Origin of the sequence: Ekhidna sp. (assembly GCF_964218185.1) — a bacterium.
GTDB lineage: Bacteria > Bacteroidota > Bacteroidia > Cytophagales > Cyclobacteriaceae > Ekhidna.
In genome coordinates, this window is the sequence record NZ_CAXPLV010000005.1 from 781,598 (window position 1) to 795,567 (window position 13,970).

Here is a 13,970-nt window from a genome sequence, read left to right on the forward strand (position 1 = left end):
GCAATAGGCAGGAGCATCTCACGCGGGATAAAAAGAATGATTGTCTGGGTCGATAAATGAGATTAATTTGAGGACACAATACACTATGGATTCAATCAAAAAAAGAAACGCAGCATACAGAAGTGAGCTTTTCCAACATCTGGATGGTATCGCCATCGCTCCGGTAGCTTATGAGCTCTATTCTAAAGGAGTTTTTAATCCCATTCTAAAGGCTAATTCTATTGATCTGCTTGAACTAGGTAGTCTTTTTAAAGCCAACAATGGATACCTCAATGTAGCACTAAGGTTGATGGCCTGCCAGGGTTGGCTCGATTATCACGTAGATAATGAATCAGGGAGAATTACCATCTCTGCGAATGACAAAAGTGAATTGGCTTTTGCCAGCATGAGCCATTATAAGGATGTGGTGGAGCTTATGAAATTTTCCGGTCAATTTCATCCTAGAAAATTTGAAAAGGAGCCCTTTGAAGTTTGGAATCGGATAGCTAAAAAATTCATGAAAGGCTATTTTCCACTTTCTAAGGATCAAAAAGAAAGAGAAATACAGCAGCAAATATTAAATCATATAGAGGGTATGCTCGTGGGGCCGAGCACGGTGCAATTGGGTATGGGAGGTATGTTTCATAAATATTTTATGGAGATGTCATTTAGCCCCTCGGAGTATCATCAAGACCCGGAGAGTTTTGAACAGATTCTTGATTTCTTCACTCACCTCCAATGGTTTGAAAAGAAAAATACTACCTACAAATTCACCGAGAAGGGATTATTTTTTGCGAAAAGATCATCAGCCTACGGTGTGACTGTCTCCTATATTCCAACTTTCAGAAGTCTGGATGAATTGATCTTTGGGAATCCAGAATTCCTAAAAGTAGCTGAAGGCGAAAAGGAAAAAGGAGTGGACCGAGAGATGAATGTCTGGGGGAGTGGGGGTGCCCATGTTGCATACTTTGAAAAGGTAGACGACATCATCATTGATCTGTTTAACAGGCCGATAGAAGAGCAGCCAAGAGGTATACTGGATATGGGTTGTGGAAACGGTGCTTTTTTGATTCACATTTTTGATGTGGTGTTCCATAAAACCAGGCGAGGAAAGATGCTGGAAGAGTATCCGCTATTTCTTGTTGGAGCAGATTATAACAAAGCTGCACTAGATGTGACGCGTACAAACCTCATCAATGCAGATGTGTGGGCCAAGGTGATCTGGGGTGATATCGGGAATCCAGCCAGGCTAGCAAAGGATCTTAAAGAAAATTATGAAATGGAGCTCTCTGATCTTTTAAATGTTCGGACCTTTCTGGATCATAATAGAATGTGGGATGAAACTGAGGAAAAGATAGCCGAGACCAGCATTTCAACGGGCGCCTTTGCATCGAGAGGAAAGCTTTTGAGAAACAATGAGGTAGAGGCCAACCTGAAAGCACATTTTAAAAAATGGCAACCTTATATTTATAAGTTTGGCTTGATTGTTATTGAACTCCATGGACTTGATCCGAAGCTCACAGCTTCAAATCTTGGTAAAACTGCCAGTACGGCATATGAAGCCACTCATGGATTTTCTGACCAATACATTCTTGAACTGGATAGCTTTGACAAGGTAGTAGCTGAGGCTGGACTTTCCATTGATCCAAAACATCGATCAAAATTTCCCGACTCAGAACTAGCTACCGTCAGCATTAACTATTTGAAATGATATGAGAAAACCTTTTCGATACGTCCTATACATGATGGTAGGTTTTTTGATTTATCAAATCATTGATTCTGGAGAGACCGGATTTTCACACACTGAGGTAAAAAATACACTTATCATAGTCATGGTTGCAGTGTTTGTATTGCTGCTGATTGTGCGTGTGATCAAGCAGCGATACGATGATAGGGATGGAGATTCCTGAATTTCCGTTTTGCTTCATCAGGAATGATGAATATATAGGAAAACAGCGCTTCTCTCTCGTTTGTCATTCCGGTTTTGGAGGAATGATGCAGACGGCTAGTCAAATACCGGAATCTTAATGTTTTGGGTTACTAATCTAAATTAATGAGATTCCTGAACTCCATTTCATTTCGTCAGGAATGACGTCTCGAACAAGATTATCTAAATCGAGGCAAATCCATATCCAACTAGACCTGATGGAAGCGGCACCTTGTAAAGCGGACAGCAGGGATATTAGCTGAGGTGAAAATCTGCCAGCTCTCTTCAAGAGAACATAAAAATCTTTACATCCCCTGCCATAGCAAATCCAACACACCCTCGGTCGAACCGTCTTCAAAGGGGGAATTGATGCCATTAACATACCATTTTGGCAAAAAATAATAAAAGGCCACTATGTGGCCCTGCCAATGTGTCACAATTTTTCCTTTGGCACATCCATTGATAAATCAAAAGCAAAACTTGAATTAACGAACAATAGATAAATCATAGAAATGGGAAAAATCATAGGTATCGACTTAGGAACTACCAACTCTTGCGTCTCAGTAATGGAGGGTAATGAGCCGGTGGTGATCCAAAACAGTGAAGGAAGAAGGACTACTCCATCTATCGTGGCATTTCTCGATGGCGGAAAAGGAGAAAGAAAAGTAGGTGACTCTGCGAAAAGACAAGCGATCACCAATCCTCAGAATACGGTGAGCTCCGTGAAGCGATTCATGGGTAAGAAATATTCTGAAGTGAAGGAAGAAATGAAGAATGTGTCTTACGGACTGGAAGCTGGAAGCAACGATACTGTGCGGGTGAAAATCGGTGACAGAACCTACACTCCTCAGGAGATTTCTGCGATGATCCTTCAAAAAATGAAGTCAACAGCTGAAGACTTCCTTGGACAGGAAGTGAAAGAGGCTGTGGTGACTGTACCTGCATACTTCAACGATGCGGAGCGTCAGGCTACCAAAGAAGCGGGACAGATTGCTGGATTGGATGTGAAAAGAATCATCAATGAGCCAACAGCTGCGGCGCTGGCGTACGGTCTGGACAAGAAAGACAAGGACATGAAGATTGCGGTGTATGACCTTGGTGGTGGTACATTCGATATCTCGATTCTTGAGCTTGGAGACGGTGTATTTGAAGTGAAGTCTACCAATGGTGACGTTCACCTGGGTGGTGATGATTTTGACGGTGTGATCATCAACTGGTTGGCGGAAGAATTCCTGAGTGATGAAAACATTGACTTGAGAAAAGATCCTATGGCACTTCAGCGATTGAAAGAAGCTGCTGAGAAGGCAAAAATTGAGCTTTCGAGTTCTTCTGAAACTGAAATCAACTTGCCATATATCATGCCGGTAGATGGTGTGCCTAAGCACTTGGTGAGAAAATTAACCCGATCTAAGTTTGAGCAGTTGGCTGATGATCTGGTACGAAGATCAATGGAGCCGGTAAAAGCTGCCTTGAAAGATGCGGGTCTGTCTACTTCGGATATTGACGAAGTAATCCTGGTAGGTGGTTCTACGCGAATCCCTAAGATTCAGGAAGAAGTTGAGAAGTTCTTCGGTAAGAAGCCCTCTAAAGGTGTGAACCCTGACGAAGTTGTGGCGATTGGAGCTGCAATTCAGGGTGGAGTTTTGACAGGTGAGGTGAAGGACGTACTACTTCTTGACGTAACACCACTTTCTCTTGGTATTGAGACCATGGGAGGTGTGTTCACAAAATTGATTGAGTCTAATACAACTATCCCTACCAAGAAGTCCGAGACATTCTCTACCGCTGCTGACAATCAACCATCTGTGGAGATTCACGTACTTCAGGGTGAGCGGCCAATGGCAAAAGACAATAAGTCAATTGGTAAGTTCCACCTGGACGGTATTCCACCTGCACCGAGAGGTGTACCTCAAATTGAGGTGACGTTCGATATAGACGCGAATGGTATCCTGAATGTGAGTGCGAAAGATAAAGGCACTGGAAAAGAGCAGAAAATCAGAATTGAGGCGTCTTCAGGATTGACCGATGAGGAAATCGAAAAGATGAAGCAGGAAGCTGAAGCGAATGCTGAGGCGGATAAGCAAGCTAAAGAGAAGGTTGAGAAAATCAACCAGGCTGACTCACTGATCTTCCAAACTGAAAAGCAGTTAAAAGAGTTTGGTGACAAGCTTTCTGAAGGTAACAAGTCTGCTATTGAAGGTGGGTTGACCAAGCTGAAAGAAGCACATGGTAAGCAAGACCTTGCGGCGATTGACTCGGCAATGGAAGAGCTAAACACTGCATGGCAAAATGCATCCCAGGAGATGTATGCTGCACAGCAGGAAGCCGGAGGAGCTGATGCCGGAGCAGCGGGAGCTGGTGCTGGTGAGGCTAAGGCTGACGATGAAGTGTCGGATGTGGAATTCGAAGAGGTAGAAGAAGAGAAGAAATAAGTAGCAAGCTTTAAGCAATAAGCTGAAAGTTTTTTCTAAGTCTACCCTGAATATAGATTATACCCTTCTCGAGCAATCGGGGAGGGTTTTTTTATTATCCAGCCATGTCACTTATTTCTTACAACTTGTCACTATTCAGTAGGGTAAAGTTTATGCTGACCGTCATAATAGTGTAATCACTAAAATCACTATTATGAAAATTTATCTTTGGTACGATCAGCTTCGAAAAAAATATGTCACCGGGCAATCAAATGAGTTTACCCGTTCTCTGGACGAGATCCTTTATTCGTTTGACCTAAATCAAATGTCCCTCTCACAGAAAGTTGCAAATAATCTTAATCGGTTAAGGTAGTTAAGTTCTAATTTTTAGGTAGTGATACGCCCTCTTCGAGAAATTGGAGGGGGTTTCTTATATATCAAAGTAAAGGCTATAAAAAACCTTACCTTCACTTGTGAGCAGATATTTGTTGTTTTCATTACTGCCATATGATTTAACAACAATAAATCCTTTTTCCAGTAAAGTATCAATTAATTCATACTCCTCACCATAATCTATTTCATCTTCATCAATCGTAGAATCAAGTATTTTTTTTACATGATCAAAAGAGTATTCATTAGTAATATTTTTGAAGAAATCAATATTTGAATCCTTTTCCAAGGGAGATGATTCCGGCAAATTATCCTTAAAAAGTTGTCTGCTTTTTGGTTTTTCAGTCTCCACCATCTTTGGACTGTCTTCCAAATTTGATCCTTCAATCTTTAATTTTTGGAAATCTTCTTCAAGCTTATCTCGCTCATTTTGAAGTCTAATTTTTTCTTGCACCTCTTTGTCTAACCTCTCTTGTAATTCATTCATTCTTGTCAGTGCTCCTTGGTATTCTGATTTTGGAACTAATGATTTATAGTCAGTCCATTTATAAATGATTGGAGTGAGCCTCTTTTCAAAAAGATTGGAGATTACACGAGCTATATTGATCAATAGATAAGTGAGTATGAGGACGATGAATGTCCACAGAATATTATACCCAACTTCCGTCCAAAAAGTATCATATTGAATTCTTTCTGATAGAAACTCGATTTTTTTCTCAAGCGTATAATTCTCGTCAAAATTGAATAGAGCAAAAACCAATTCCCAGTTTCGGGCCAGCCAGACAAGCGTAAATGTTCCAAGAAATGGATTCTTTGTTTTCTCAACGATATTATTTCCAGCAGAAGTGAGCCAGCTAAGTATCATAAGTGGTGACTTTAAAGTTTAAAAATAACCGTTTTACTTAAATCGTCATTCCGGTTTTCGAAGAATGAGAAATACCGGAATCTACTTTCTGTTACCTTTTTATTGCTCCAAATCTTAGAGATTCCTGAATTTCGCTTCGCTGCATCAGGAATGACGTACTAATATTAAAGTTTGCCTCATTCCGGCCTGCCTGCGGAAGGAGGTTTTCGAAGAATGAGAAATACCGGAATCTTTAATCATTAAGATTCCCGAATCCTTCCTTCGTCAGTCTCAGGAATGACTGCTAGTGTATAGATGCTTCGTGCCTCAGCATGACATCACGGAGCTAAAGGAAAGGGTAGATATATGTTCAGTCACTGAATTTAAAATCGAAGTGTCATTCTGAGCCAGCCTGCTACATGCAGGCGATAGCGAAGAATCTATAGCCATTTTCATTAGATTTAGTTTATGAAAGCCTCACTCACCCTACTATTGCTTGCGCTAATCATTGTTGGCTGCAATACTGATCAGACACCTGAATACGACCTAATCATCTCCAATGTCAACCTAATTGATGGAACTGGTGCCCCTTTGGTTGAAGGATCCAATGTTTATATCAAAGATCGGATTATCATCAAAATTGACTCTGGAGTGATAAAGGGGCAGAGCATACTTATCGATGGTACAGGCAAATACCTCATCCCTGGCTTATTCGATTGTCATGTGCACACGTCCGACTTCAATAGGGATTTTCCAAAATTGATACATTATGGTGTGACATCTGTATTTATTCCAGGAGGAGGTAAATGTACGAATGAATATTATGCAGAAATGCGAGCCAGAGGAAATCAGGATTCCATTCCTGCACCTCGTGTTTTTCATACTAGTCAGCATTTTACTATGGAAGGAAGGCACCCGGTTAAGACATACGCAAGTAGTAATTGGGTTGAAGGTGAAACCGTCTTTTTTCTAAAGGATACCGCCCAAATATCTCAGCTGGTAAAGCTGGTATCCGAATATCCGATACTCGGAATAAAAATAACGATTGAAGATGGCCCTGCGCCTCCGTTTGTTGAGCGTATGCCTCTGTCATTCATAAGTAAGACAGTAGAGGAGGCCATGAAGTACGGATTGGAGGTTTTCGCACATGTGAGCGATAATGAGGAATTGCGGATGGCAGTAGAAGGTGGTGCTCAAAATCTGGTGCATTACACAGGAGTCAATATTGATCCGAATGATTCAATTCATTTGAAATGGATTGACGAACTTAAGAATAGAGATGCTTCATGGGTGACTACATTAATGATTGATAAGTCATTTTTATATCCGCTGCATCCAGAATGGTTTGAGGACAAGCATATGATTACGTCATATAAGAACATATTAAAAGAAATAACTCCCGAACTAATCGATCGAGCGAACTACTTTTCTCAAATGTTGCAAGACGAATATGGTATTGATGAAAATGGATTAAGTGATTTTGTCAAGCCTCAATCTCAAGACATTCAATTCTTGAATGATCAGGGGTTGAATATGGTTTTAGGAACAGACGCAGGAAACGATTTCAATTTTCACGGCTATAGTTTGCATGAAGAAATGCAGCTCCTTGAAATGGGGGGAATGGCACCCTTGGATATATTGAAGATGGGCACATTAAATGCGGCTAAAATGATGCATGCTGAAGATAGTCTGGGGAGTATTGAAGTTGGAAAGCTTGCAGATATGATTTTGTTGGATGAGAATCCTATGGCCAATATTTCCAATACGCTAAAAATTAATAAAGTCATTAAGAGAGGAAAGGTTCAGCGCAGGATTGAGGAATAGAAGTCAAATTGATTCATGACAGCTTCTAAGAGTGTACTTTTGCACTCCTATGAAACTAACCATCAAAACACTTTTCGGATTTGAAGATATTCTCGCTAAAGAAGTGGAGGATTTGGGTGGAGAGAAAATCGAGAAAATCACCAGAGGTGTGCAGTGTGAAGGCAACCCGGCCTTTTTATATCGAGCCAATCTCTCGCTGAGAACAGCGATGAAGATTCTGGTTCCCATTTACAGTTTCCAGGCAAAGAACGAAAAGCAGCTCTATGATAAAATGATGGAGTTTGACTGGTCCAATTTTCTGGATGTGGATCAGACTTTTGCGATCGATCCGGTAGTTTTTTCAGAGGTTTTCACCCACTCCAAGTATGTGGGGTTGAAAGCAAAAGATGCCATGGTGGACCAGTATCGAAACAAGTACCGGAGACGGCCTTCGATCGATACAGATAAGCCTGACGTACTTTTCAATATCCATTGTGCTAATGACTTTTTCACGGTTTCCATGGACAGCTCGGGTGCTGCTTTGAATCAAAGGGGATATAGAGAAGAGGGCCATCGGGCACCCATGAATGAGGTGCTGGCGGCAGGTATGGTCATTCTTTCAGGGTGGGATAAAAAGTTGCCGCTAGTAGACCCGATGTGCGGGAGTGGTACCATTCTCACTGAGGCGGCTATGATCGCTATGAATATGGGACCAAACCTGAAACGAAAAGAATTCGGTTTCAGAACCTGGCCGGAGTATAGCCCCATTTTGTTCAATAACGTGAAAAACGAAGAGCTGGGTAAAATTAGAAAGCCAAGCATGGATATCACAGGAATTGATATTGATGATAATGCGGTCACCTTGGCAAGAAAGGCTTTGGGAAAGATCGGCTTGCGCCGAGAAGTGAAAATCAAAACCATGGATTTTCGAGAGTTCAAACCGATAAATGATGAAGGTATGATAATTACCAACCCTCCATACGGAGAGCGAATAGGGGATGATATACTCGATTTCTACAAATCTATGGGGGATGCATTTAAGCAAAACTTTAACGGCTATGATGCCTGGCTGATCAGCTCCAACAAGCAAGCATTGAAACAAATAGGGCTGAAAGATTCTGAACGAATCAAACTTTACAACGGTAAGTTGGAGTGTGATTTCTGTAAGTATGAGTTGTATTAAAGATTCCTGAATTCCGCTGCGCTTCATCAGGAATGACACTACAGGTGAGATCATCATTCCGGACTACCTGCGGAAGGCAGGTTTTCGAAGAATTAGAAATACTGGAATCTAGAAACTCAACCGCACCAACTTCCCTTTCCCTACTTCACTGGTTACGATGATGATCAGATTGGAGTAATCACTCTCATCAAATTGTTCAAATATGTCTTCCCCGAGGAGGGCATTTGCCAGTGCTGGAATTGTGTTTGAATGACCAGAAATCATGATTGTTCCACCCGCATGTTTCTCCAGGGCATCAGGAAGCCAGTCAGCACCTGCATAAGGATCATAATTTATCACCTTTAGGCCTTTATCACGGGCAATAGGGGTCAGAGTAGCCTCAGTTCGGATAAAAGGAGTGCTATACAAAGCATCAATCTTTTGCTTTGCCAACAATGACGCTAATTCGTTGGCTCGCAGTAGCCCAGCCTCACTCAAAGGAGGATTTTTACTTCCATCAACAGCTTTTTCTGCATGACGAACCAAAATGAATGTGGTCTGGTCTTGCGCAAAAGTGATAGTTGCGAAGGCAAAGAGGAGAGAGGTGAGTATTAGCTTTTTCATTATGCAGAGTTAAAATGTCATCCTGAGGCACGAAGGATCTCGTTTGTAAATTTAAAGATTCTTCACTGCGTTCAGAATGACATTGTCTTGATATTATCTTATCATTTTACTTCGGATTCAAAATCGCATCGATACGCTTTTGAATATCCTGTAAGTGGTAGCGTGAACTTTCATCTCTTTGTCTGACAAGCCCACTTCGCACATCTCTTTCCAATGTGGTCAATGTTGCCATCGCCGTAGAAGGGATATCTGAATTTGCATATTGCTCATCTTCAAGATTCATCAGCTCACCCAATCTGCTCACATGCTCTTTTTGAAGATTTCTGCGATAGGTATCTATAGCTCTGCCATTGTAAAGTTCACCCCAGATGCCTCTACGCATATCTGTAAATAAGCTAGTAATGGAGTAGGCGTCCGATCCATTCAGCGCCTCATTCTCAATCATCCTCATGAGCATTTCTTCCATCGTGAGCCTGTTTAAGATACGCACCTGATTTGCTCGCATTCTTTCCACCAATCCATCTTGTTGGATTCTGCTTAGAATTTCCGAATCTACCAGCCAATTTGGTGTTGCGAAAAGTTGCTCATTCAGGAATTTGACTGCACGCTCCTGCTTGTCTTTTTCGGTGTGCGTGTATACAGCTCCCTCCTGATCTGCAGTTTTATAATACTCGTATACGCCACCCACGTTGGAAACTACATGGCCGGTGTAGCGATTGAACTGCCCTACTACATTGCCATACAATTCTTGCAGATCGTCATAGTTTTTACCTTCCTCTGTAGTCCACTCCATAAGTTTGTCTACAATTCGCTTTAGGTTTCTGATTCCTAGCTCACTGGCGATCATGGAGTCATGACCGATATCCTCTGTTTGCGCAGTAGGGTCTACTGGCAAGCCTCGCTGACGTCCATATCTGTAGATTGGATCATCACCTTTTTCTTTTATCCAGGCGTTTAAGATATCTTCTTCATCATCAGGACTGGTTACATTGGCAATGGGTTTGTAACCATACTGCGTTACCCAAAGGTCATACTCGCCAATTCGTGGGAAGAAATTGGTGATGCCATCTTCCGGCTGTGCCACGTAATTAAATCTTGCATAATCCATGATAGATGGTGCAACTCCATGTGTATCAGTAAATTCCTTATCTCGAAGTTGGTCTACTGTGTAAGCCGGAGAGGATCCCATGTTGTGTGGATAGCCCAGCGTGTGTCCTACTTCGTGTGCCGCAACGAATCGAATCAGTTCACCCATTAGTTCGTCTTCAAATTTTACTTTTTGTGCATTTGGGTTTACTGCTGCAGTTTGCACAAAGTACCAGTTTCGAAGAAGGTTCATCACATTGTGATACCAAAGGATGTCACTTTCCAAAATTTCTCCGGTTCTGGGATCGTGAACATGTGGTCCTTGCGCATTTTGAATATCTGTAGCGATGTATCGAATAACCGAATAGCGTACATCTTCCGGGCTCCAGTCCGGATCTTCTTCTTTGCTCGGAGGGTCCTTGGCAAGAATCGCGTTTTTAAATCCTGCGGCCTCAAAGGCTACCTGCCAATCTTCCACACCTTGCTTGATGTACTTTCTCCACTTCTCTGGAGTAGCCGGATCTACATAGTACACAATTGGTTTTACAGGATCCACTAACTCGCCTCGATTGTACGCATCCCAGTCGCTTGGCTCCAGTCTCCATTTGGTTATAAATCTTCGTTGCGCGGCTTTTTGCTCATTAGAGCTATAGTCGATTTGGCGCAGTGAAAAGAACCCTACTCGTTCATCATGATATCTTGGAACCATGGGTTCTGCCGGCAAAAGAATCATTGACTGATTCATTTCAATGGAAAGAGTTTCAGTTAATTGATTGTCTGGCAGCTCATCTCCACGATAGGTCAGGATATGACGTACTTCTACGTTTTCCGGAAATGACTTCACTGAAGTGATCATGGAGCGTGATTTATCAACTCCTTTTATTTTGAATCGCTTTCTCTCCGAATCTCTCAGTCCACCGATCATAGGGATATCCTCTGCAAAAAAATCCGAAACTTTGATCACGTATGAAGAGGAATCATCCTTCATTGTTTCCAATGAAAATGATTGAATGATAGGCTCGAAGTTGTTGTTTTTTACTGAGGTGTAGATGGGTTCGTTTTCATCTGCTACATTGTTATAAGAGACAGATCGCATCAAGATTTTACTTCCCAGTTTCTGAAACCGAATCACTTGCTGAGGCCGGGATTTCATACCTGCTCCTCCAAAATTCAGCCCCTTTACATGGCCAGCAATTCTAGAGACAATTAAGATTTCCTTTTCTAAAAGGTCAGCTGGAATCTCAAAATAGTAATCGTCACCAACCTGATGAGAAGTAATCAATCCCTCGTCAGTGATGGCTTCATCGGTTATTACTTCTGAGTAGTTTTTGAGACCATTCTTCTTTTTTTTAGGTGCCTCCTGCTCTGTTCCGTCACCTTTTTTCTTTTTCTTTTTTTGAGCTTGCACTTCTGTGGTAAATCCTACAAATGTGAAAGCAAGCATCAAGACAAGTACTCTTTTCATGCTCTATTGAGGTTTAGTTTAATTAAGAGCAACTTAGTTCGGAAGTTATTAAAATGGATTTAGTTTTATTTAAGCGGTAGGTAAATACAAAAAAGGCCAGCAGTTGCTGGCCTTTCAAAATCATTTTTTTCTGATTAATTAAATCCTCGTCTCTCCAGAATTGCCTCAAACTTGGGTTCTCTGCCACGGAAGTTTACATACATTTCCATTGCGTCTCTTGTACCTCCTTTGGATAGGATATGCTCTCTGTATGCATTTGCTGTTTCCTTGTCAAACAGTCCATTTTCCTTAAATGCGCCAAATGCATCGGCATCCATCACCTCAGAGTTTAGGTAGCTGTAGTACCCTGCTGAGTATCCTTCAGGACTGGAAAATGCATGAGAGAAATATCCTGTTCTATAGCGTGGGGCTATTGCATCGATCAACCCGATTTCATCCATTGCTGTTTTCTCGAATTCGCCTGCATCCACAGTAATTGGCTCGGTCACTGTATGGTAAGCCATATCCAGGTAAGCTGCCGCCATATATTCAACTGTGCCAAATCCCTGATTGAACTGACCGGCGTTTCTGATTTTTTCTACCAGTTCGGAAGGCATCACTTCTCCTGTTTCATAGTGGAAAGCATACAAGGCTAACATCTCAGGCTCGAAAACCCAGTTTTCTAAAACCTGAGAAGGGAACTCTACAAAATCCCGAGGTGTGGATGTGCCGGAAATAGAAGGGTAGGTACACTCGGAAAGCAACCCATGCAGTGCATGACCAAACTCATGAAAAAGTGTAGTCGCTTCGTCTTGCGAAAGCAAGGATGGAGTGTCACCTGTCGGCTTGGTGAAATTCCCCACATTCGTAACAATTGGGATGATGCGGTTGCCATCCATATTGCTTTGGCTTCTGTAAGTATTCATCCATGCACCACCTCTTTTACTGCCACGATAAAACCAGTCTGATAAGTAAATACCTATTAGCTCACCAGCTTCATTTTTCACGGTGTAAGTGCGAACATCTGAATGGTACTTTGGAATGTCGGTTTGCTCCTCGAAAGTCAGTCCAAACAGTTTGTTTGCAAGTGTAAATGTGCCGTTTATGACATTGTCCACCTTGAGGTAAGGCCGGATTTCGTTTTCATCTAAATCGTACTGCTCTTTCTTGATCTTCTCTGCATAATACCACCAGTCCCACGGCATAATATCAATGTCTAAGCCTTCAGTAGCGGCCATTTTCTTCATCAAGTCACGCTCTTTTTTAGCAGCTTCAAGAGCTGCAGGCCACACTTTGTCAAGGAGGTTGTAAACCTTGTCAGGAGTATCCAGCATTCGCTGAGCTAGCACATAATCAGCCCAGCTGGAATAGCCCAGCAACTTGGCTTTTTCCAGCCTTACGTTGGCCAGTTGACGAGCAAGTTCTTTGTTGTCATTCTCATCATTATTATCTCCTCGATTAAGGTATCCCTTTTTAAGCTTTTCTCTTAGCTCCCTGTTGGTAGAATATGTGATGAATGGATATAGGCTTGGACGATGAGTGGTGAATACATATTTACCTTCATAGCCACGTTCTGCAGCAGCATCAGCACCGCCATTAATTACACTTTGAGGGAGACCATCAAGATCGTCTTCCGTCAGTACCATTTCAAATTTGTTGGTCTCTGCAAGTACATTTTCACCGAAGGCAACTGAAAGCGATGAAAGTTGGCCATTCAACTCTCGCATTTTGGTTTGATCTTCTTCGCTTAGTGCAGCCCCAGCTCGCACAAACTGAGTATTGTAGTTATCCAAAAGCTTTGCTTGCTCAGTGGTAAGGTCTAGTTCCTCACGCTGATCATAAAGGTTTTTTACCCTTGCATAGAAGTCCGCATTGAGGAAGATGTTGTCGTTGTGCTCAGAAAGTTTCGGACTTATTACACGTGCTATCCCCTGAATGGAATCATTGGTATGAGCGGAGGTCAAATTGAAAAATACATTGGCAACCTTAGTTAGCAACTCTCCCGATTTTTCAAAGGCTGTAATGGTGTTGTCGAAAGTTGGTGCTTCATCGTTGGTCGCTATAGCATTTACTTCTTCCAACTGTTGCGCCATGCCGTCTTCGAAGGCTTGCATGTAATGCTCATCCTTGATTTGATCGAAAGGAGGTACACCATACGGGGTGTCCCATTCCTGATAGAATGGATTTTCTGTTTGCATTTCCTGATTTCCTGATTGTGTCTGACAGCTAAAAAGAATTCCTGCTGCCATTACATAAAGCAATTTTTTCATTTTAAGGTTTCTTGGATTGAATAGTAAATT

The 13,970-nt window shown here is 41.9% G+C and carries 9 protein-coding genes; 5 read left to right on the top strand and 4 right to left on the bottom strand.

From position 1 onward, the window contains the following. The first annotated feature begins 85 nt into the window (after positions 1-85). From ACEQZT_RS09005 to dnaK, 3 genes are all read left to right on the top strand, one after another. Positions 86-1,690, top strand: a complete 1,605-nt coding sequence (locus tag ACEQZT_RS09005; protein ID WP_370089103.1) for a class I SAM-dependent methyltransferase — start codon at positions 86-88, stop codon at positions 1,688-1,690. A gap of 1 nt (position 1,691) precedes the next feature. Beyond that, positions 1,692-1,889 carry a hypothetical protein gene (locus ACEQZT_RS09010; protein ID WP_370089104.1) on the top strand — a complete coding sequence of 66 codons (198 nt, stop codon included), beginning with the start codon at positions 1,692-1,694 and terminating at the stop codon, positions 1,887-1,889. A gap of 529 nt (positions 1,890-2,418) precedes the next feature. Then, positions 2,419-4,338, top strand: a complete 1,920-nt coding sequence (gene dnaK, locus ACEQZT_RS09015) for a molecular chaperone DnaK (RefSeq protein ID WP_370089105.1) — start codon at positions 2,419-2,421, stop codon at positions 4,336-4,338. 409 nt (positions 4,339-4,747) lie between these two features. Here dnaK and ACEQZT_RS09020 read toward each other — a convergent pair whose 3' ends face one another. Next, positions 4,748-5,572, bottom strand: coding sequence for a hypothetical protein (locus ACEQZT_RS09020; RefSeq protein ID WP_370089106.1), 825 nt, complete (start codon positions 5,570-5,572; stop codon positions 4,748-4,750). A gap of 447 nt (positions 5,573-6,019) precedes the next feature. Between ACEQZT_RS09020 and ACEQZT_RS09025 the strand changes: the two genes are divergently transcribed. Beyond that, positions 6,020-7,375: an amidohydrolase family protein gene (locus tag ACEQZT_RS09025; protein ID WP_370089107.1), complete on the top strand. Its 1,356-nt coding sequence runs from the start codon at positions 6,020-6,022 to the stop codon at positions 7,373-7,375. Between the two features lie 49 nt (positions 7,376-7,424). Continuing rightward, positions 7,425-8,537: a class I SAM-dependent RNA methyltransferase gene (locus ACEQZT_RS09030; RefSeq protein ID WP_370089108.1), complete on the top strand. Its 1,113-nt coding sequence runs from the start codon at positions 7,425-7,427 to the stop codon at positions 8,535-8,537. Between the two features lie 108 nt (positions 8,538-8,645). Here ACEQZT_RS09030 and ACEQZT_RS09035 read toward each other — a convergent pair whose 3' ends face one another. The 3 genes from ACEQZT_RS09035 to ACEQZT_RS09045 form a co-directional block, all read right to left on the bottom strand. Then, the gene (locus ACEQZT_RS09035) at positions 8,646-9,140 is read right to left on the bottom strand and encodes a histidine phosphatase family protein (RefSeq protein WP_370089109.1); all 495 of its coding nucleotides are present in this window, start codon (positions 9,138-9,140) and stop codon (positions 8,646-8,648) included. 106 nt (positions 9,141-9,246) lie between these two features. Beyond that, positions 9,247-11,691 (bottom strand): zinc-dependent metalloprotease, encoded by a 2,445-nt coding sequence (locus tag ACEQZT_RS09040; RefSeq protein ID WP_370089110.1) that lies wholly within the window; start codon positions 11,689-11,691, stop codon positions 9,247-9,249. Positions 11,692-11,825: 134 nt separating this feature from the next. Further along, positions 11,826-13,940 carry a M3 family metallopeptidase gene (locus ACEQZT_RS09045; protein ID WP_370089111.1) on the bottom strand — a complete coding sequence of 705 codons (2,115 nt, stop codon included), beginning with the start codon at positions 13,938-13,940 and terminating at the stop codon, positions 11,826-11,828. Positions 13,941-13,970 lie beyond the last annotated feature (30 nt).